The organism is Solwaraspora sp. WMMA2065 (genome assembly GCF_030345075.1).
Classification (GTDB): domain Bacteria; phylum Actinomycetota; class Actinomycetes; order Mycobacteriales; family Micromonosporaceae; genus Micromonospora_E.
Window position 1 is genome coordinate 3,704,816 of record NZ_CP128361.1, and the last position, 19,178, is coordinate 3,723,993.

Genomic DNA, 19,178 nt, shown 5'->3' on the forward strand with positions numbered 1-19,178 from the left:
CGGATCAGCAAACGTTGAGAAGTTCGGCCGCCGTGTCCGATTCCACGATGGCGCTACCGGCTGCCCGGCACCCGCCCGCAGCCACCGCCAACCGGTACCTCAGGAGGTACACCATGACCAGCACCAGAACACTCGGCGCCGAAACGCGAGGGTTTCTGATCGGCCTGCTCGGCCAGTCGGACACCGATCCGGAGCGCGAGGCGCGCAACGAGGCGACTCTGCGTGAGCTGTACGCGCGGTTCAACCGCGACGACATCACCGCGATGGCCGAACTCCTGACCGAGGACTTCGCAGCGCATGACGTTGCGGCCGGAGAGGTCACCACCGGTCCGGAGCCATACCTAGCCCGGCAGCGAACCAACCGCCGGGCGATGCCGGACGCCCGGACGGAGATCACCGCGCTCATCGTGCGCGGCGACACCGCAGTCGCCGAAGTGATCAACCGGGGTACGCAGACCGGCCCGTTCGAGCTGCCCAACGGCGACGCGCTGCCACCGAGCGGACGGCCGGTGGAGGGTCTGAGCTGCGAGATCTACCAGTTCCGGGGCGGCCGGATCGCGAGCGGTCGGATCTACTACGACTTCCTCACCGTCGCACGGCAAATCGGTCTGCCGCTGTGACCCTGGCAGGCGGTGCGGTAATGACCCGTGGCTGCCAGCGGCGGTGATCATTGATCATGTAGACGTGCCGGGCGCGCGGGTCCGGTAACGGACCCGTGCCGACGCGACCGATCCGTCGTCCGCAATCATCGTCGCCTACCCACCGCATGCCATCGGGAGGCGCACCGCCTGCGGTCACCGCGACCGGCCGGCCGGAATGGCCACGGACTCTCAAACCGCTCGACGAACTACCGGCGACCATGAAATCACAAGAAAAAGCCATCGACGACTGAAGTCAGTCAACGTGCATAAACACGGGTGGAGCCGAGGGGACTCGAACCCCTGACCCCCACACTGCCAGTGTGGTGCGCTACCAGCTGCGCCACGGCCCCCGGGTGCCCGGATCTCCCGGGCACCCGGCAATACTACACACGCCGCCCCGCGCGGTCATCTCGCGGGGTCGGCCGCCCGGGTCGCGGGGTCAGTTCATCGACGCGCGAGGGTCAGTTCATCGAGACGTCGGCCGGGAAGTGGGCCACGGCGGCCATCATGCCGCGCTGGCGGCGCAGCACCATCGGCCACAGGTCGTCCGGGCGGGCCATGAACGGATCGTCCGGCAGACCCTCCAGCACGAACCAGGAGCCGGCGTTGATCTCCTCCTCCAGCTGCCCGGCCGACCAGCCCGAGTAGCCGGCGAAGACCCGGATCCCGGAGATCGACTCGGCGAGCGGCCCCGGGTCGGTCGACAGGTCGACGGTGCCGAGCGGGCCGGCGATGCGGTGGAAACCCTTCACCCGGCCGGTCTGGGTGCGGGTACGGGCCAGGCAGATCGCCGACTCAGGCTGCACCGGGCCGCCCTCGAACAGCACCGACGGCTCCCGGGCGAGACTGCTCCAGCCACCCAGCACCTCGGCGACCGGCACCTCGGTGGCCCGGTTCAGCACCACCCCGAGCGCTCCTCCGGCCTCGTGGGCGACCAGCAGCACGACCGTACGGTCGAAGTTGGGATCTTTGAGCGTGGGCGTCGCGACCAGCAGCTGGCCGGTCATCGACGCCATCGACCGTCCCCCGATCCGCTGACCTTCACCGTGCACCTCGACCTCCCGTACCTGCCCGCGTGGCGCAGTCACGACCCGCACGGTCCGCGCGGACGGCGCGGCGACGATCCGCCACGGGTGCCGTGAAAGCCATGCCTGGCACCATAGCTTGCTCGGCAGCGCCCGGTTAAGGTCTAACCGCGGGGGCGTGGCATCGGTGTTTCCGGCCACCCTGCCCGAAACGGGAGGGATCTGATGCAGGCGCAGGCAGAGCTCGCGGTGATCGGCGGATCCGGGCTGTACGCGTTGCTGGACAACGCGACGGAGCACCGGGTGCCGACGCCGTACGGTGAACCGTCCGATCCGATCACCGTCGCCGATGTCGGCGGGCGGCGGGTCGCGTTCCTGCCCCGACACGGCCGCGATCACCGGCATCCGCCACACCGGATCCCGTACCGGGCCAACCTGTGGGCACTGCGCTCGCTCGGCGTACGCCAGGTGCTGGCGCCGTGCGCGGTCGGCGGGCTGCGCCCGGAGCTCGGCCCGGGCACGTTCGTGGTGCCCGACCAGTTGATCGACCGGACCAGTGCGCGGGTGCAGACCTTCTACGACCAGGGTGCGGTGCACGTCAGCTTCGCTGACCCGTACTGCCCGACCGGGCGGTCGGTGCTGCTGCGGGTCGGCGCCGAGCAGTGCCTGCAGCCACGTGACGGCGGTGCGGTGGTGGTGGTCGAGGGGCCACGGTTCTCCACTAGGGCGGAGTCCCGGTGGTTCACCGCGATCGGCGGCGCGGTGGTCAACATGACCGGCCACCCGGAGGCGATCCTCGCCCGGGAGCTGGCGCTGTGCTACACGTCGATCGCCCTGGTGACCGATTTGGACGCGGGCGTCGAGGGTGGGCACGCGGTCACCCAGGAAGAGGTGTTCCGGGTGTTCGGCGAGAACACCGCTCGGCTACGCGCGCTGCTGCTGGCCGCGCTGGAGACCTGGCCGATGGATCGGGACTGCCCGTGCCCGCGGTCACTCGACGGCATCACCCTGCCACTCGAGCTGCCCTGACGGTGCCAGCACCACAACCGCAGCGCTGATCCCGGCGACGTCGAGGCACATCCGGATCCGGTTGCCGGTCGCCGCGTCACCGGCCAGGATCACCGCCTCCCCGGCGGGCAGGTTCCAGGCTCCAGCCGGTTGGAGCTGCCCGGGCAGCCCTCGGTCGAGCAGTTGGGACATGGTCACGGCGGTGTCATCCGGTTCCTGACCCGGGCCGTACGGCTGCGGCATGGCTCAGCCGCCCGCAGCGACGTGCAGTGGGCGACCGGTGAGCGCGTCGAGCACCGTACGGGCCCCGAGCGCCTTGTCGAGGGTCACGGTGACCGGATGGAACAGCAGTTGGTCGGTGCACTCCTGCGCAGTGCGGGTCACACCGCCGGCGACCACCACTGCGTCCGCGTACTCCTGTACGAACGGGGTGATGTCGCTGTCGCAGGCTCCGACGCCGAGTCGGTACGCCAACTCGGTGCCGTCGACACCGGTGAGGTCCTGTGCGGTGACGAACGTGGTGAGGCCGGTCGCGTCCGGCACCTGCGGGTCGGGTGCCGGTACGGCGACCGATTCGGCGACGGCGACCCGGGCGACCGGCCCGTCGAGTTCGGCGACGTCGAACAGCCAGGCGGGCACCTGCGCCGTGCCCCGGCTGGTCAGCAGCTCGACGGTGCCGAGCGTGGCGGCCGTGACGGTCAGCGCCTGGCAGCCGAGCTCACCGGAGTCAGTGACACCGTCGTCCGGGCCAGGTGTGCCGCCCAGGTCGGTGGCGCTGCTGGTCGGGTCGGGGCCAGGTCGGGCCGCGTCGCACTGGGGCGGGTCGCCCTGGCGTAGTTCCGCGTACGCGTCGGCGGCGCTGACCAGCGGTACGCTCAGCGTCCCGTCGGGGAAGTCGACCGTGCCGTCGGCGGGTGTCTCGGTCGACACGGTCAGCTCGGCCCGGTACCACCCGGCGTGGAACGCCTGCTCGGTCTCCGGGGTGAACCCGGGCTCGGCGGGGAGCACGGTACGGCTCTGCAGGGGTGCGTAGCCGGCCAGCCACTCCTGCCGCCCGCTCGCGGTGCGCCACGCCTCGGCGACCTCGTCGGCACGCTGCTGGAAGGTCTCCCAGCGTTCGTCGGCGGACCCGCCTGGCCCGCCGGGTCCGGTCCCGTCGGTCCGCGCGCAACCTGCGATCAGGATCAGTGTTATGCCCAACAGGGCGGTGAAACGGCGCATGTCGGGTCAGACGCACCAGGTTGGCAGCGGGTTCCCGGACCAACTGGGCGGTGGGCTACACATGGTGAGTTCGGCCCGACAATGCAGCCGGCCCACCGCCTGGCGGCGGTGGGCCGGCTGTCGTCCGTGGAGGTGCCGGGAATCGAACCCGGGTCCTTCGGCGTCTTGCCAGGGCTTCTCCGAGCGCAGCTCGCTGTGCCTCTACTCGGCCCCATCGATCACGCGAGCGAGTCGATGTGACGGGCCCAGTCGCGTTTGATCTCGCCGCACGAACCCCGCGACCGGGTTCGCTAGGCCAGCCCTCTCACTGATGCCGGTTACTGGGCCGAAGGCAGTCCCAGACCGACAGACTTGCTACTCGCCTCAGGCGGCGAGAGCGAAGTCAGCGCGCTTGGAGTTGGCGCTTATTGGTTTCCGACGACCGATTCACGAGACGACGTCGGCTTCCTCGGCTCGCTTCCCCTGCCGCAACGTACGAAGTCGAAACCAGTCACCCCCTGGTGTGCGGCGCGGCCCGGAGGTGGTCCGCGTCCTAACCGATCCTAACGCCTCCGGCCCCCGGCTTCATCCCGATTACGGCCGGAAGACTTGAGCCGGCTACGGACAGAAGGTGCTGCTCGGTCAGCCCATCCCCTTGCCACGCCGGCCGACCGCCCGCTGGATCTCCCGGTCGGCGTCCCGCTTGGCCAGGTCCTGCCGCTTGTCGTAGGACTTCTTGCCCCGGGCGAGTGCCAGCTCGACCTTGGCCCAGCCGTCGGAGAAGTAGACCGAGAGCGGGACCAGGGTCAGCCCGCCCTCCCGCAGCTTGCCGAGCAGCCGGTCGATCTCGGTGCGGTGCAGCAGCAGCTTGCGGGTCCGGCGGGGCTCATGGTTGGTCCAGGTGCCCTGGTCGTACTCCGGGATGTGCATGCCGTACAGGAAGATCTCGCCCTGCCGTTCCTGGGCGAAGGCGTCCACCAGTGAGGCCCGGCCGGAGCGCAGCGACTTGACCTCGGTGCCGGTCAGCGCCATGCCGGCCTCGTACACGTCGGTGATGGCGTAGTCGTGCCGAGCCTTGCGGTTCGAGGCGACGACCTTGCGCCCTTTCTCCCGCGGCATGGCTGCCTCCTCTCCGGACCCGGGCGCCGCTGCGCAGACGCGGCGCCGACGGACAACCGCGCCATGTTACCCCGCGACGACGCGCCGGCCGGTACCAGCTTTCCGGTGACCAACCGGCGCGCGGCGGCAGGTGGAATCGGATCGGGTCGAGGTCGAACCCGCAGGTAGGGGCGTCAGACCCGCAGGTAGAAGCGCAGCGTCACCCAGGCGGTGATCGCGCTGACCAGGCCGCCGACGCCGGCCATCACCGGGAACATCAGCAGTACGCTGCTCCACTCGATGGGGGTCAGCAGCTCGGTGAGGTCGCGCAGCGAGCCGTCGAGCAGGAACATCTTACCCAGCACCAGGGCACCGAAGCCGAGCAGCGAGCCGAACAGGCCGGCGACGACGGCTTCGAGTACGAACGGGGCCTGGATGAACCAGTTGGAGGCGCCGACCAGTCGCATCACGGCGACCTCGCGCCGCTTGCTGTACGCCGCGACCTGGATCGTGTTGCCGACCAGCAGCAACGCCGCCACGGCCATGATCGACGCGGCGATCAGCGCCATGCTCTGCACCGAGCCGAGGATGTTGAAGATCTTGTCGAGCAGTCTGCGCTGGTCGACGATCTCGTCGATGCCCTCGGTGCCGTTGTACTTGTCGAAGATCGCCTGGTACTCCTCCGGATCGATCAACTTGATCCGGAACGACTCGGGCAGTTGGTCCGGCTCGACCGCGTTGACCAGATCCGGAGCGTCGGCGTAGAGCGTCTGGAAGCGGTTGTACGCCTCTTCCTTGGACTCGTACGTCACGTTGGAGATCAACGGGTCGGCGTCGAGCGAGCTCTGCAGACTGTCGCGTTGCTCCTCGGAGACGTCGGACACCAGGAAGATCGAGACCTCGATCTGGTCGTAGTAGAAGTCCTTCATCGAGTTGACCTGCAGGTACATCAGACCACTCGCGCCCAGCATGGTGAGCGACACCGCCATGGTGATGATCATGGCGACGGTCATCGTCACGTTGCGCCACAGCCCGACCATCACCTCGGACAGGACGTATTTCGCGCGCATCGGGTTCCTCTTCCGGATCTGCCGCTGGATGGTGGTACCAGGCCGCCACGTGCCGGTGCCGGCCGACACAGGCCCCGGTGGAGCCGTGGTGGCTGGTTAGCCGTAGACGCCGCGAGCCTGGTCGCGGACGATCCGGCCGGCCTCGATCTCGATGACCCGACGCCGCATCTGGTTGACGATGTTCGAGTCGTGGGTGACCATCACGACCGTGGTACCGGTGCGGTTGATCCGGTCCAGCAGCCGCATGATCTCGATCGAGGTGTCCGGGTCGAGGTTTCCGGTCGGCTCGTCGGCGAGCAGCACCAGCGGCCGGTTGACGAACGCCCGGGCCACCGCGACGCGCTGCTGCTCACCACCGGAAAGTTCGTGCGGGTAGCGGTGCTCCTTGCCGCCCAGGCCGACCAGCTCCAGCACCTCAGGGACGACCCGCCGGGCGACCGCCTTGGTCTTGCCGATCACCTCGAGGGCGAAGGCGACGTTCTCGTACGCGGTGCGGTTGGGCAGCAGCCGGAAGTCCTGGAACACGCAACCGATGGAGCGCCGGAAGTTGGGGATCTTCCAGGAGCGCATGGTCGTGACGTCCTTGCTGTTGACGATGACCTTGCCCTGGTTGGGGGTCACCTCGTGCAGCAGCAGCTTGATGATCGTGGACTTGCCGGAGCCGGACGGACCGATGAAGAAGACGAACTCGCCCTTCTCGATCGCGACCGACACGTTGTCCAGCGAGGGCCGGGACGCCTTCGGGTACGTCTTCGTCACTTGCTCGAGCGCAATCACGGGTGGTGAGTCTACGCGGTGTAACGGCTACGCCAAGTCCAGCCTGATGGCGGATGTCTCCTATGTCGGTAATGCGCGAGGTTTCGTACCAGCAAATCCCCGCGAAACCCAGGAAATCAGCCGTCCGGACCGGACCGACACCACCCGAAATGATGGGCTCAGTCACAGGCCGTACATGAGACTTGAGTACGAATAGTAGTTAGACGACTGCTACCGGTATCAGTCCTCGGCAAGTTCCTGTTGCTTGCGCCAGCGGATGCCAGCCTCGATGAAGGCGTCCAGGTCACCGTCGAGCACCGCGGTCGGGTTGCCGGTCTCCTGCTCGGTCCGTAGATCCTTCACCATCTGGTACGGGTGCAGCACGTACGACCGCATCTGGTCGCCCCACGAGCCGGCGGCGTCGGTCTTGAGCCCGGCCATCTTGGCCTGCTCCTCCTGTCGCTTGCGCTCCAGCAGCCGGGCCTGCAGCACGCGCAGCGCGGCGGCCTTGTTCTGCAGCTGGGACTTCTCGTTCTGACAGGTGACCACGATGCCGGTGGGGGTGTGGGTGAGCCGTACGGCCGAGTCGGTGGTGTTCACGCTCTGCCCGCCCGGCCCCGACGACCGGTAGACGTCCACCCGGATCTCGTTCTCCGGGATGTCGATGTGATCGGTCTGCTCGACCACCGGCAGCACCTCGACGCCGGCGAAGCTGGTCTGCCGCCGGCCCTGGTTGTCGAATGGGCTGATCCGCACCAAACGGTGCGTTCCGGACTCAACACTCAGAGTGCCGAACGCATACGGCGCCTTGACCGTGAAGGTGGCCGACTTGAGACCGGCCTCCTCCGCGTACGACGTCTCGTAAACCTCGGTGGGGTAGCCGTGCCGCTCCGCCCACCGCAGGTACATGCGCAGCAGCATCTCGGCGAAGTCGGCGGCGTCGACACCGCCGGCCCCGGCCCGGATCGCCACCAGCGCCTCCCGGGAGTCGTACTCCCCGGAGAGCAGCGTGCGCACCTCCAACTCCTCGATCGCCTTGTGCAACCCGGCCAGCTCGGTGCCGACTTCAGCGACCGTGCCGGCGTCCTCCTCCGCCTGCGCCATCTCCAGCAGCAAGGCCGCGTCGTCCAGCCGGGTGCGCAACGACTCCAGCTTGGCGATCTCCGCGTTCGCGTACGACAGCCGAGAGGTGACCTGCTGTGCCCTCGCCTGGTCGTTCCAGAGGTCGGGGGCAGAGGCAGCCTCCTCCAGCTCCGCCCGGTCGCGGCGCAGTCGATCGATGTCGATGACCGCCTCGATCCGGCGAAGCGTGGCGTCAAGATCTTTGAGCTGGTCGGCATAGTCGGCAGTGGTCACAACCGACAACAATACGTCGTGACCACCGACGACCGGCGCCGGTGGTCAGCCCACCGGTGCGGTCTTCAGCCAGGAGAGTGCGGCCTTGTGGTAGGCGACGGCGAACTCGAGCGCGGCGGCCCCGAAGGTGTCGCCGTTCTTCTTCGCCTCGCGTGCCTGCTCGCGGGCCGCGGCCAACGCCTCGGTGTGATGCTCGCTCGCGTCCGCGTAGACCGTCTTGAGCTGGTCGGCCGTGTGGTGTTCGCCGAACGCCACCCGCAACGCGATCGGGTTACGCACCGAGTCGCGACCCGGGGCGTCGGCCAACCACTTGAGGAACGCGCGCTTGCCGGCCGCGGTGATCGCGTACGGCTGGCTGGACCGCGGCCCGGGCTTGCCGAGCCGGACCAGGCCCTGCTCGGCGAGCACCGGTAGCTCCCGGTACACCTGACTTCTGGTCATCGACCAGTAAGCGCCGAGTCGACGGTCAGCTTCAGCCATCAGCTGCCCGCCTGTCATGGGTCCTTCATGGAGCAGGCCGAGAAGGGCTGCCGCCGTGGGATTGATTCGTACATCCGCCATGCCCTCTACGCTGCCACTTTGTCGCCTCTACGTCCAGGATTTGGCGCGATCCGCGACCAACCGTGTTCTATAGTGCACTGTCTGTGGACGACGGTCCGGTAAGGAAGATCAATATTTACCATCAAGCAGCAAAACGGACAAAGAATATGTTACCCGCAGCAACATGCCCGCGTGTAGGAATCATTAGCGAAGTTTGAAGCATGAAGTCTACTTCGTCTGACTAGTTCGGAGTGTCCGGTCCGGCCACCCCGGACATCGGCCACTGTGGCACCGGGTCCCCGATCCGGAGCCCCAGCTCACCGGGCATATCCTCCGTAAAGCCTGGTGGCTGTCCCGAGTCGGACGGGTGCGGCGTCCCGATGGCCACACCAGACCCAGCCATCCCGCTCGAACCTACCTGGCCGGTGGGACCAACCGAGCTTCCCGACGACGCCCCACCCTCCGGTTCCCCCGGGGACACCGACACCGGCGATGACTTCGCAGCCGGCGGAACCGACGCGCCGACCGGGCCGATCGGCCCGCTGAGCCGACCCGGCTGCGGACCGGTCCCCTGCCCGGCCGCCAGGGTGAGACCCGCCACCACCGCCGACAACGCGAGCCCCGCACCGGCCAACACGCCGAACTGCAGTGCCCGGCGTCGGGGCCGCGCTCCCACCGCAGCCCCAGCGGTGGCCGGAACGTCGCGGGGCCACCAGGTGACCGTATCCGCCGGCAACGCCGGCAACGCCGGCCAGCCGTCGAGCGCCGGCTCCAGACCACGTAACCGGGCGACGAGCGACCGGGCGGTCGGCCGGTCCGCCGGTCGCGCTGCCAGGCACTGCTCGATCACCGGCCACACCGCCGGTGGCAGCCCCGCCGGTGGTACGGGCGCACACCGCCGGTGCCGGGCGAGGACCTCGTCGGCGCTCCCGCCCCGGTACGGCGTACGGCCGCACAGCAACTCGAACAGCACGATGCCGAGCGCATAGACGTCCGACGACCAGGTCGGCGGACCGCCACAGGCGATCTCCGGCGCGGCGTACTCAGGGGTGGCCAGGGTGGCCTGATCCGGAGCCGCCGCATGCCCGGCCCGGGCGGCGCCGAAGTCGATCAGCCGCACCCGGCCCCCGTCCGCCGGTGCCAGCAGGTTCGCCGGTTTGACGTCGCCGTGCGCGATGTCACGTTCGTGCAGGTACGACAGAGCAGTGGCGACCTGCGCGGCGACGGCGACCGCGACAGCCGGTGGCAGCGGACCGTCCCGGCGGACCCGGTGGCGCAGGTCGTCGCCGTCGACCAGGTCCAGAACCAGGGCGGGCAGGTCGCCCACGGCGGTCCGGGCCCGGAGCCGGATCACGTTCGGATGGTTCAGCCGGGACAGCAGAGCGGCCTCGGTGTGGAAGCCCTCCACCAAATCGGGATGCTCGGCGGCCTCCGACCGGAGCACCTTCACCGCCACCGGCACGTCGTCATGCAGATCGTGCCCGCGGTGCACCGCGCCGACCGCCCCACGGGAGAACTCTGCCCCCAGCCGGTACCGCCCATCGAGCGCCTGTCGCGTGCTGTCCTGCCCGTCCACTCGCTCGACGGTAGGTGTGCGGCCGAGGAGCGACGGTCGCCGAACTGACGCTTGGCACGAACCTGGGAGGGATCCGCGTCACTGTGACGGAAAGTTGTCCGACCAGGTACGTCAGCGGATGCCCGCCGAGCCCACCGCCGGCTCGGAATCCCCGGCCGGCTCGGAACCCGCAGCCGGCTCCGCAGCCGGCTGGCCGGGCAACGTCCGGCCGAGGCAGATCAACGCGGTGAACGCCGCGGTGAACAGGACGATCAACGCCGAGTTGATTCGGGCCCCGTCGGCCATGGTCTGGAAGGCCTGGTCGCTTTCGCTGAACGACCGGGCCAGATCGAGCAGTTGGGCACCGCCGACCCGGGTGACCACCTCGGCGATCACCAACAGCAGGCCGGGACCGGCCCCGGCGACCAGGTATCCAGGCCAGGGCAGCGACCGGCCGGACCGGCGTACCGCCCGGTGCAGGTAGCCGAAGATCACCAGCCCGGCGAGGGCACCGGCCAGCAGGGCGGTGACCCAGACCAGTCGGGACTGCGCGGCCAGCACGGATCCGGCGGTGTCGGCGGCTCCGAACAGCTCCAGCAGCGGCCCCTTGGCAAGTTCCCGGGCGGTCGTCGTGCCGGCGACCGCCAGCGCGCCGGCGGCGGCCGCCGCCGTCAGCAGGCCGGCACGACGGTGCAGACCCGTCAACGCACCACCGACCGTGGCGCCGGCGAACAGCGCCCAGCCGAGGATCTCGACGGCCGACCCGCCCCGGCCGTCGCCGAACACGACAGCGGCGGCGGCACCGACGCCGGTCGACGCTCCGCAGCCGAGGGCGACAAACAGTCTCGGCACCGCCGCCGCGCCCAGCCACCGGTGCGCCAGCCGGCGGACCGCCTGTCCGACACCCGCTCCGGCGATCAGCGCCGCGAAGATCACCGCCGGGAGCCCGTACGCGGTCTCGGTCACCGCGAGCACCCCGTCGGTGGACGACCCCAGGGTACTCAGCACGGAGACGATCAGCAGGGTCAACCAGGCGAGGCTGAGCCAACCGAGCAGGACCGCCGCGCCGACCGAGCCGTCCGGGCCGTCGTGCGGGACCATCGCGGCGTCCGAGCCGTCCGGGCCCACCTCGGCATCGGAGGCGGCTGCGGGTTGGCTGCTCATCGCTGGTGCCCTCCTGGTCGTCGGACGCGCTGTCGCCCGGTGCCGACCAGGGTACGCGGATCGGCGTGCGGGTCAGCTGGGCGTGCGACGATGGGACCCGGACCGCGTCGCCGTGGCCGCCCCACCGGGTGCCCCGACGGGTCCGTCTTTCGCCGACGTTGTCGAGATCACGCCAGGAGCCTGTGATGGACGCCGTTTCCGCCACCCCCGACCCCCGCAACGAACCGATCCGCGACTACGCGCCGGGCAGTGCCGAGCGGGCCGACCTGAGCCGCCGGCTCGCCGAGTTGTCAGCCGACCGGATCGAACTGCCGATGACGATCGGCGGCCGGCAGCGGATGGCGGCGGGCGCGCCGATCGAGGTGGTGATGCCGCACCGGCGCCGGCACGTCCTCGGGGTCACCGGCAACGCCGAGCCGGCCGACGCCGAGGCCGCGGTGGCAGCGGCCAAGCAGGCGGCGCCGGGCTGGCGCAACCTGCCGTACGCCGAACGGGCCGCGGTCTTCCTGCGCGCCGCCGACCTGCTGGCCGGCCCGTGGCGGGACACGGTGAACGCGGCCACGATGCTCGGTCAGTCCAAGACCGCCTACCAGGCGGAGATCGACTCGGCCTGCGAGCTGATCGACTTCCTACGGTTCAACGTGCACTTCGGTCATCAGGTGCTGGCCGAGCAGCCCTGGTCCGCGCCGGGGGTGTGGAACCGGTTCGACCACCGCCCGTTGGAGGGCTTCGTCTACGCGGTCACCCCGTTCAACTTCACCGCGATCGCCGGCAACCTGCCGTCCGCGCCGGCGTTGATGGGCAACACGGTGGTCTGGAAGCCGTCGCCGACGCAGCAGTTCGCCGCCCACTTCACCATGCGGCTGTTCGAGGCCGCCGGGCTGCCGCCGGGGGTGATCAATCTGGTCACCGGGGACGGGCTGGCGGTGTCCGAGGTGACGCTGGCCGACCGGGATCTGGCCGGAATCCACTTCACCGGCTCCACTCGGGTGTTCCAGCAGCTGTGGCGGACCGTCGGGGAGAACATCGGCCGGTACCGTTCGTACCCTCGGCTGGTCGGTGAGACCGGCGGCAAGGACTTCATCGTGGCGCATTCCAGCGCCGACCCGGCGGCGCTGCACACCGCCCTGGTCCGGGGCGCGTACGAGTACCAGGGGCAGAAGTGCTCGGCGGCGTCCCGGGCGTACCTGCCGAAGTCGCTGTGGACGGCCGGGCTGCGGGACCGACTGGTCGCGACGGTCGAGTCACTGCCCTACGGCGACGTGGCCGACTTCACCAACTTCGGCGGCGCGGTCATCGACGACCGGGCGTTCGCCCGGCACGCGGCCGTGCTGGACCGGGTCCGCAACGACCCGTCGTGTCAGGTGCTGGCCGGTGGCACGGTCGACGACAGCGTCGGCTGGTTCGTCCGGCCCACCCTGTTGACCTGCACCGATCCCGGGCACGAGGTGTTCAGCACCGAGTACTTCGGCCCGATCCTGGCGGTGTCGGTCTACGACGACGACCAGTTCTGGGACGTGGTGGCCCAGGCCGAGGAGATCGCTCCGTATGCGTTGACCGGGTCGGTGTTCGCGACCGACCGGCGGGTGATCGACCGAGCCGGCGCCATGCTGCGGTACGCGGCCGGCAACTTCTACGTCAACGACAAGCCGACCGGTGCGGTCGTCGGGCAGCAGCCGTTCGGCGGCGCCCGGGGCAGCGGCACCAACGACAAGGCCGGGTCGAAGCACAACCTGCTGCGCTGGACGTCGCCGCGCACGATCAAGGAGACGTTCGTGCCGCCGGTCGGCCACCGCTACCCGCACATGGGCTGAGCCGGGCGAGCCGGCCCGGTCACAGCAGCGTATCCAGCTCGGACACGTCGTACCACTCCAGTTCGTGGTCCTCGGCACCGTCCACGACGAACTGGGCGTCGGGGTCGCCGGCGGCGGCCTGCGACACGGCGTCCACCGCCGCCGACACGTCGTCGACCGCCTCGTCGCCGTCGACGTGCACCGCGGCGACCGAGGCGAAGGCGATCGGGCCGGCCAGCGTCACGGTGCTGGAGCCAAGCTCGGCGACGGACCGTTTCAACGCGTCCGCCGGCAGGTCGACGGCGATCACCACCCGCCGTCGCGGGGCGGCCGGATCGTCGCGCAGGTGGCGCAGTGACTCCTGGGCGGCGCGGGTGAACGCGACGTACTCCAACTCTTCTTCGTCACCCTCGACGTACCACTCCCGCAGCGCGGGGGTCACGGTGTGCGCGACGTCGGAAGCCAGTTGGCCGGTGCCGCGGAGCCCGGCGAGCGCCGGCAGGGTGGCCGGGACGTAGACCCGGAGCAGGTTGTTGGACACGCTCGCCCCCCACAGATGTCGTCGCTGATGCAATGTACGCCGCCGAGCGGGCCACCGGGGCCACGGTGGCACACTGAACCGACCGACGTAGACGAGCCGGGAGTCACCGTGGAGCCGAGGTTCCTGCAGTTGTCCGACGTCGCCGCCGAACTCAACGTATCCGACTCGCAGGTCTATCACATGGTTCGCAGTGGCGAGTTGCCCGCGATCAAGATCGGCGGCCGCGGACAGTGGCGGGTGGAACGCGCCCAGCTGGAGGAGTACATCCAGCGCAAGTACGCCGAGACGGCGCAGTGGGTGCAGAGCAACCCGCTGATCGAGCGCGAGCCGGAGTAGTCCGGCGACTACTGGTTGTCCGAACACCGTCATCGACAGACGTTGACGGACGGTGTCATGCTGGCTTCAAATCGGTCTACCGAAGGCAAACGAAGGCAAACGCAAGATCAACAGGAGCTCGGATGACTGTCGCGACCCGGATCCGACGTCCCCCCGTCCGACTGCGGCCCGCCCCGCCGCTGGACCCGCCGTTCACCGACGAGCCGGCTCAGTTCGACCTGCGTCCCGGCCCCCATCCCGGTGTACAGCTGGCGCTCGACCTGGCCCAGGCGACACCCGGCGCCGTGGTCACCGATCGGTCGGCGACCACCGCCGGCCCACCGGCCGACGGCCGGCGCGGGCTGGCGCCGGATGCGCTCGCCGGTGCGTCACCGGAGGCCCGGCGGGCCGCGCACCGGTTTCTGGCCGCGAGCCTGGAGATCATCAACGGGTTCCGCCCGGCCGGTCACATCCGCCGGCTCGCCGACCCGGCGCAGGCGCTCGCGGTCGGCGCGCAGCTGGCCGCCGCCGTCAACCGGGCCCGGAGACCGGACGACCCGGGCCGGGTCCGACGCGGGCCGGCATCGCCGCAGCCGACGCCGGTCACCCGGGGTAAGCGGCGCACGGCCGAGCTGCTCCGGGTCCGTCAACTGCGGGTCTGCGAGCCGGTCAGCGGCGTCGCGGAGGCCGTCGCGGTGCTCGGCACCACCGAGCGCAGCTGGGCGCTCGCCTTCCGGCTGGAGCGCCGGCCCACCGGCTGGTTGACCGTCACAGTCGACGTCGTGTGACCGGGCACACCCGCCGGGGATCAGGCCCCGGGAGCGCCGTGGCAGCGCTTGTACTTCTTGCCGGACCCGCACGGGCAGGGCGCGTTGCGCGACGGCCCGTTGCTGCTGACGGCCTGGCCGGGCGTGGCTCGACGGCCAGCCGCCGCCGGCACCGGCGGACCGGCCGCCGGTCGGCTGGCGGCGGGTGGACGGCCCTGGCCGCCCTGGCCCGGACGCCCGGCCGGCGGGCCACCGACGCCCAACGCCGGCGCCTGCTGCACCTGCACCCCGCCGTCGGCACCGGCCGCCCCGTCGATGGTGGGCGAGACGTACTGCAGACCCTGCGGGCGCGGTGCCGCGCCGAGGCCCTTGGCGCTCACCTGGACTCCGGCGCCACCGTCGGGCACCGGAATCCGCGGGCCGGGCCGCTCCCCCGCCGGTGCGCCGGCACCGTCAGCCGGAGCGCCCGGCTGCTGTACCTGCACCTCGACGTTGAACAGGAAGCCGACCGTCTCCTCCTTGATGCCGTCCATCATGGTGGCGAACATCGCGTAGCCCTCGCGCTGGTACTCGACCAGCGGGTCACGCTGGGCGTAGGCCCGCAGGCTGATGCCTTCCTTGAGGTAGTCCATCTCGTAGAGGTGCTCACGCCACTTGCGGTCGATCACCTGCAGCAGGACCATCCGCTCCAGCTGCCGCAACGCGTCGGTGCCGAGCTCCTCCTCGCGGCGCTGGTACGCCGCGTGGGCGTCGTCCAGCACCTGCACCCGGAGGAAGTCGGCGTCCACCGCGCTGCGTTCGCCGCCGGCCTCCTCGATCAGCTCGTCGACGGTGATCCCCACCGGGTAGAGCTGCTTGAGGCTGGACCAGAGCTGGTCGAAGTCCCAGTCCTCGGCATAGCCCTCGACCGTAGCCCCGTCGACGTACGCACCGACCACGTCGTCGATCATCTTGGTGACCTGGTCGTGCAGGTCTTCGCCGTTGAGCACCCGCAGCCGCTCGGCGTAGATCACCTGACGCTGCTTGTTGAGCACCTCGTCGTACTTGAGGACGTTCTTGCGGGTCTCGGCGTTCTGGCCCTCGATCTGCGCCTGGGCGTTCTTGATCTGCCGGGTCACCATCTTGGACTCGATCGGCACGTCCTCGGGGATGTTGAAGCGCTCCATCACCGCTTCGACCGCCCCGGCCCGGAACCGCCGCATCAGCTCGTCCTGCAGCGACAGGTAGAACCGGGACTCACCCGGGTCGCCCTGCCGGCCGGAGCGACCGCGCAGCTGGTTGTCGATCCGGCGGGACTCGTGCCGCTCGGTACCGAGCACGTAGAGACCGCCGACCGCGGAGACCTCCTCGGCCTCGGCGGCGCAGGCCTGCTTGACCTGCGGCATGATGTCTTCCAGCGCCTTGGCGTACTCCTCGGCGTGCTCGACCGGGTCGAGCCCACGCTGGCGCAGCTGGGCCGCGGCGAGGTAGTCCGGGTTGCCGCCGAGCAGGATGTCCGTGCCGCGGCCGGCCATGTTGGTCGCCACGGTGACCGCGCCCTTACGGCCGGCCTGCGCGATGATCTCGGCTTCCTTGGCGTGGAACTTCGCGTTGAGCACCGCGTGCGGGATGCCCCGGCGACGCAGCAGCTGGGAGAGGATCTCCGAATTCTCCACCGACACCGTGCCGACCAGCACCGGCTGGCCCACCGCGTGCCGCTCGGCGATGTCCTCGACGGCGGCGTTGAACTTGGCCTTCTCCGTCTTGTAGATGACGTCCGCCCGGTCCATCCGGACCATTTCCCGGTGGGTCGGGATGGTCACCACGCCGACGTCGTAGACCTTGTTGAACTCGCCGGCCTCGGTCTGCGCCGTACCGGTCATCCCGGCCAGCTTGCCGTAGAGCCGGAAGTAGTTCTGCAGGGTGATGGTGGCGAGGGTCTGGTTCTCCTGCTTGATCTCGACGCCTTCCTTGGCCTCGATCGCCTGGTGCATGCCCTCGTTGTAGCGGCGGCCGTGCAGGATTCGGCCGGTGAACTCGTCGACGATCAGGACCTCGCCGTCGTTGACGATGTAGTCCTTGTCCCGCTTGTAGAGCTCCTTCGCCTTGATGGCGTTGTTCAGATAGCCGACCAACGGGGTGTTCACCGACTCGTACAGGTTGTCGATGCCCAGCCGGTCCTCGACCTTGGCGACGCCCCGCTCGGTCACCGCGACGGTGCGCTTGGCGTAGTCGATCTCGTAGTCGCCCTCGCCGTCCTTGCCGGCCTGCATCCGCTTGACCACGGCGGCGAACTCGCCGTACCAGCGGGCGGAATGCTCGGCCGGGCCGGAGATGATCAGCGGTGTCCGCGCCTCGTCGATCAGGATCGAGTCGACCTCGTCGACGATGGCGAAGTTGTGCCCGCGCTGCACCAGGTCGTCCTTTGACCAGGCCATGTTGTCGCGCAGGTAGTCGAAGCCGAACTCGTTGTTGGTGCCGTAGGTGATGTCCGCCTGGTACGCGGCCCGGTGGTCGGCCGAGGGCCGGTTGGGCAGGATCACGCCGACGGTGAGCCCGAGGAACTCGTGCACCCGGCCCATCCAGGCGGCATCCCGCTCGGCCAGGTAGTCGTTGACGGTTACGATGTGCACACCTTTGCCGGACAACGCGTTGAGGTACGCCGGCAGTACCGAGGTGAGCGTCTTGCCCTCACCGGTCTTCATCTCGGCGATGTTGCCGAAGTGCAGCGCCGCGCCGCCCATGATCTGCACGTCGTAGTGCCGCTGGCCGAGCACCCGGGCAGCGGCTTCCCGGGCGGTGGCGAACGCCTCCGGAAGCAGGTCGTCGAGGGACTCGCCGTCGGCGTACCGCTGGCGGTACTGGTCGGTCAGCTCCCGCAGCTCCGCGTCGGTGAGGTCGACGTAGTCGTCCTCGATCGAGTTGACGGCCGTGGCGACCGCCTTGAGCCGACGCAACATGCGGCCCTCGCCGGCGCGGAGGACCTTCTCAAGAATCGACACGGATCAACGCTCCCCTAGACGGTGTGCCTCACCATCGTAGGCGCATCTATCGGTACGGCGGCAGTCGCAGCCCGCATCCAGCACCGGATATTCCGACATAACGGACCATGCCGGCGGGGTGCGTGCAGCATATGCGTTATGCCCTGCGCGAAAGCTGCGTCAGGATGGGCCGGTGGAACCCGTCGAACTCACCGAGGGCGGCGTCCGGCTTCGGATGTTTCTGCCCGACGACGCCCCTGCGGTCGCCGAGGCCTGCGGCGATCCGATCACCCAGCGGTTCATCCCCGACCTGCCCCGGCCATACACGGTCGTCGATGCACTGCGCTGGATCACCAAGGGGTCCACCGCCGCCTGGGCCGGCGGCGGCGCGGCCTGGGCGATCGCCGACCCGGGCAGCGACGAACTGCTCGGCTGCGTCGGGCTCAGCCGGGCCGTACCCGAGCGGGCCCAGATCGAGGTCGGCTACTGGATCACACCCCGGGCCCGGGGCAAGGGGGCAGCCACCGCCGCCACCATCGCCGCCACCGGCCATGCGGTGCGCTCCGGGTTCGGTCGGGTCGAACTGCTCACCGACGCCGCCAACGCGGTCAGCCAGCGGGTGGCGCTGGCCGCCGGGTTCAGCTTCGAGGGGGTACGCCGGGGCGCCGCCAGCCAGCCCGGCCGAGGGCCGACCGCCGACCGGGAGGACCTGGTGGTCTGGACCCGGCTGGCCGGCGACCCACCGGGCCCGACCCCACGCACCCTGCCGGACCTGCCCGGCGACGGGTTGACGGACGGGGTGGTCCGGCTGCGCCCGCTCGGCCCGGCCGACGTCGACTTCGCGTACCACCTGGAGTCGCTGCCCGACGTCGCCGCGACTTCGGTCCCACCGGTGGTGCCGACCCGCGCCCTGATCGAGGCGCAGTGCGCCAAGGCACCGGGCAGGTGGCTGGCCGGCCAGCGGATCGACGTGGTCGTCTGCGACGCGGCCAGCGGTACGCCGGCCGGGCGGATCGGGCTCGCCTATCTGAGTCCGGAACTCGGCGAGGCGATGATCGGCTATTCGCTGCTGCCCCAGTGGCGCGGGCGCGGCTACACCGCTCGGGCGGTACGGCTGCTCGCCCGGTGGATCTTCGCGAGTACGGCCGTCGCCCGGTTGGCCGCCGGTGCGCTGCCCAGCAACGTCGCGTCCCAGCGGGTGCTGGAGCGGGCCGGATTTCAGCGCGAAGGGCGGAACCGGGCCCAGTTGCCCGGCGCGGACGCCAGCCGCCACGACAGCGTCCAGTACTCGCTGCTACCGGCCGACCTCGACGAAGCGTGAGCCGCGCCGGCCGGTCGGATACCATCGACGACCGCCCGTTTGGCGGCGATGGGCAACGGTATCCGACC

The 19,178-nt window shown here is 70.0% G+C and carries 18 protein-coding genes, 1 tRNA gene and 1 other RNA gene; 6 read left to right on the forward strand and 14 right to left on the reverse strand.

Annotated elements, in window-relative coordinates; translation table 11 throughout:
* Window positions 1-113 precede the first annotated feature (113 nt).
* On the forward strand, window positions 114-620 hold the full coding sequence (locus O7610_RS16760; RefSeq protein ID WP_281551686.1) for an ester cyclase: 507 nt from the start codon (window positions 114-116) through the stop codon (window positions 618-620).
* Between the two features lie 298 nt (window positions 621-918).
* On the opposite strand, the gene O7610_RS16765 is transcribed toward O7610_RS16760, so the two are convergent.
* Both O7610_RS16765 and O7610_RS16770 read right to left on the reverse strand, forming a co-directional pair.
* Window positions 919-991: transfer RNA gene (locus O7610_RS16765), tRNA-Ala, on the reverse strand.
* Window positions 992-1,102: 111 nt separating this feature from the next.
* Window positions 1,103-1,657, reverse strand: a complete 555-nt coding sequence (locus tag O7610_RS16770) for a YqgE/AlgH family protein (RefSeq protein ID WP_123605053.1) — start codon at window positions 1,655-1,657, stop codon at window positions 1,103-1,105.
* A 234-nt stretch (window positions 1,658-1,891) separates the two neighbouring features.
* Between O7610_RS16770 and O7610_RS16775 the strand changes: the two genes are divergently transcribed.
* Window positions 1,892-2,695 (forward strand): S-methyl-5'-thioadenosine phosphorylase, encoded by an 804-nt coding sequence (locus tag O7610_RS16775; RefSeq protein ID WP_289211339.1) that lies wholly within the window; start codon window positions 1,892-1,894, stop codon window positions 2,693-2,695.
* Here O7610_RS16775 and O7610_RS16780 read toward each other — a convergent pair.
* The 10 genes from O7610_RS16780 to O7610_RS16825 all read right to left on the reverse strand — a co-directional run bounded on the left by O7610_RS16780 (window position 2,657) and on the right by O7610_RS16825 (window position 11,413).
* On the reverse strand, window positions 2,657-2,917 hold the full coding sequence (locus tag O7610_RS16780) for a hypothetical protein (RefSeq protein WP_289211340.1): 261 nt from the start codon (window positions 2,915-2,917) through the stop codon (window positions 2,657-2,659). The genes O7610_RS16775 and O7610_RS16780 overlap by 39 nt on opposite strands.
* A 3-nt stretch (window positions 2,918-2,920) precedes the next feature.
* Complete coding sequence (locus tag O7610_RS16785) at window positions 2,921-3,895, reverse strand: hypothetical protein (RefSeq protein ID WP_289211341.1); 975 nt, start codon at window positions 3,893-3,895, stop codon at window positions 2,921-2,923.
* Between the two features lie 124 nt (window positions 3,896-4,019).
* Window positions 4,020-4,393, reverse strand: a transfer-messenger RNA (tmRNA) gene (gene ssrA / locus O7610_RS16790).
* Between the two features lie 123 nt (window positions 4,394-4,516).
* Window positions 4,517-4,993 carry an SsrA-binding protein SmpB gene (gene smpB, locus O7610_RS16795; RefSeq protein ID WP_123603705.1) on the reverse strand — a complete coding sequence of 159 codons (477 nt, stop codon included), beginning with the start codon at window positions 4,991-4,993 and terminating at the stop codon, window positions 4,517-4,519.
* Between the two features lie 173 nt (window positions 4,994-5,166).
* Window positions 5,167-6,042 carry a permease-like cell division protein FtsX gene (ftsX, locus tag O7610_RS16800; RefSeq protein ID WP_281551690.1) on the reverse strand — a complete coding sequence of 292 codons (876 nt, stop codon included), beginning with the start codon at window positions 6,040-6,042 and terminating at the stop codon, window positions 5,167-5,169.
* 96 nt (window positions 6,043-6,138) lie between these two features.
* Entirely contained in the window at window positions 6,139-6,819 is a 681-nt protein-coding gene (gene ftsE, locus O7610_RS16805) for a cell division ATP-binding protein FtsE (protein WP_123603706.1), read from the reverse strand.
* Window positions 6,820-7,038: 219 nt separating this feature from the next.
* Window positions 7,039-8,154: a peptide chain release factor 2 gene (prfB, locus tag O7610_RS16810; RefSeq protein ID WP_281551691.1), complete on the reverse strand. Its 1,116-nt coding sequence runs from the start codon at window positions 8,152-8,154 to the stop codon at window positions 7,039-7,041.
* 45 nt (window positions 8,155-8,199) lie between these two features.
* On the reverse strand, window positions 8,200-8,715 hold the full coding sequence (locus O7610_RS16815; protein WP_123603708.1) for a PadR family transcriptional regulator: 516 nt from the start codon (window positions 8,713-8,715) through the stop codon (window positions 8,200-8,202).
* A gap of 220 nt (window positions 8,716-8,935) precedes the next feature.
* Window positions 8,936-10,270, reverse strand: coding sequence for a serine/threonine-protein kinase (locus tag O7610_RS16820; RefSeq protein ID WP_281551692.1), 1,335 nt, complete (start codon window positions 10,268-10,270; stop codon window positions 8,936-8,938).
* A 111-nt stretch (window positions 10,271-10,381) separates the two neighbouring features.
* Window positions 10,382-11,413 carry a hypothetical protein gene (locus O7610_RS16825; RefSeq protein WP_281551693.1) on the reverse strand — a complete coding sequence of 344 codons (1,032 nt, stop codon included), beginning with the start codon at window positions 11,411-11,413 and terminating at the stop codon, window positions 10,382-10,384.
* Between the two features lie 185 nt (window positions 11,414-11,598).
* Here O7610_RS16825 and pruA point away from each other — a divergent pair, with 185 nt between their 5' ends.
* A complete protein-coding gene (pruA, locus tag O7610_RS16830; RefSeq protein WP_281551694.1) occupies window positions 11,599-13,227 on the forward strand; it encodes an L-glutamate gamma-semialdehyde dehydrogenase in 1,629 nt (542 codons plus the stop codon).
* Window positions 13,228-13,246: 19 nt separating this feature from the next.
* On the opposite strand, the gene O7610_RS16835 is transcribed toward pruA, so the two are convergent.
* Window positions 13,247-13,747 carry a DUF6912 family protein gene (locus O7610_RS16835; RefSeq protein ID WP_281551695.1) on the reverse strand — a complete coding sequence of 167 codons (501 nt, stop codon included), beginning with the start codon at window positions 13,745-13,747 and terminating at the stop codon, window positions 13,247-13,249.
* Window positions 13,748-13,855: 108 nt separating this feature from the next.
* Here O7610_RS16835 and O7610_RS16840 point away from each other — a divergent pair, with 108 nt between their 5' ends.
* Together O7610_RS16840 and O7610_RS16845 are read left to right on the forward strand one after the other, a co-directional pair.
* Complete coding sequence (locus O7610_RS16840; protein WP_281551696.1) at window positions 13,856-14,083, forward strand: helix-turn-helix transcriptional regulator; 228 nt, start codon at window positions 13,856-13,858, stop codon at window positions 14,081-14,083.
* 122 nt (window positions 14,084-14,205) lie between these two features.
* A complete protein-coding gene (locus tag O7610_RS16845) occupies window positions 14,206-14,850 on the forward strand; it encodes an Rv3235 family protein (RefSeq protein ID WP_289211342.1) in 645 nt (214 codons plus the stop codon).
* Window positions 14,851-14,870: 20 nt separating this feature from the next.
* Here O7610_RS16845 and secA read toward each other — a convergent pair whose 3' ends face one another.
* On the reverse strand, window positions 14,871-17,810 hold the full coding sequence (secA, locus tag O7610_RS16850) for a preprotein translocase subunit SecA (protein WP_281551698.1): 2,940 nt from the start codon (window positions 17,808-17,810) through the stop codon (window positions 14,871-14,873).
* Between the two features lie 172 nt (window positions 17,811-17,982).
* Here secA and O7610_RS16855 point away from each other — a divergent pair, with 172 nt between their 5' ends.
* On the forward strand, window positions 17,983-19,110 hold the full coding sequence (locus tag O7610_RS16855; protein WP_281551699.1) for a GNAT family N-acetyltransferase: 1,128 nt from the start codon (window positions 17,983-17,985) through the stop codon (window positions 19,108-19,110).
* The last annotated feature ends 68 nt before the right edge of the window (window positions 19,111-19,178 follow it).

Excerpts from the sequence above, each read along its gene's own strand:
- O7610_RS16760 (WP_281551686.1), top strand. The coding sequence starts at position 114 with ATGACCAGCACCAGAACACTCGGCGCCGAAACGCGAGGGTTTCTGATC.
- O7610_RS16770 (WP_123605053.1), bottom strand. The coding sequence starts at position 1,657 with ATGGCGTCGATGACCGGCCAGCTGCTGGTCGCGACGCCCACGCTCAAA.
- O7610_RS16775 (WP_289211339.1), top strand. The coding sequence starts at position 1,892 with ATGCAGGCGCAGGCAGAGCTCGCGGTGATCGGCGGATCCGGGCTGTAC.
- O7610_RS16780 (WP_289211340.1), bottom strand. The coding sequence starts at position 2,917 with ATGCCGCAGCCGTACGGCCCGGGTCAGGAACCGGATGACACCGCCGTG.
- O7610_RS16785 (WP_289211341.1), bottom strand. The coding sequence starts at position 3,895 with ATGCGCCGTTTCACCGCCCTGTTGGGCATAACACTGATCCTGATCGCA.
- smpB (WP_123603705.1), bottom strand. The coding sequence starts at position 4,993 with ATGCCGCGGGAGAAAGGGCGCAAGGTCGTCGCCTCGAACCGCAAGGCT.
- ftsX (WP_281551690.1), bottom strand. The coding sequence starts at position 6,042 with ATGCGCGCGAAATACGTCCTGTCCGAGGTGATGGTCGGGCTGTGGCGC.
- O7610_RS16815 (WP_123603708.1), bottom strand. The coding sequence starts at position 8,715 with ATGGCGGATGTACGAATCAATCCCACGGCGGCAGCCCTTCTCGGCCTG.
- O7610_RS16825 (WP_281551693.1), bottom strand. The coding sequence starts at position 11,413 with ATGAGCAGCCAACCCGCAGCCGCCTCCGATGCCGAGGTGGGCCCGGAC.
- pruA (WP_281551694.1), top strand. The coding sequence starts at position 11,599 with ATGGACGCCGTTTCCGCCACCCCCGACCCCCGCAACGAACCGATCCGC.
- O7610_RS16845 (WP_289211342.1), top strand. The coding sequence starts at position 14,206 with ATGACTGTCGCGACCCGGATCCGACGTCCCCCCGTCCGACTGCGGCCC.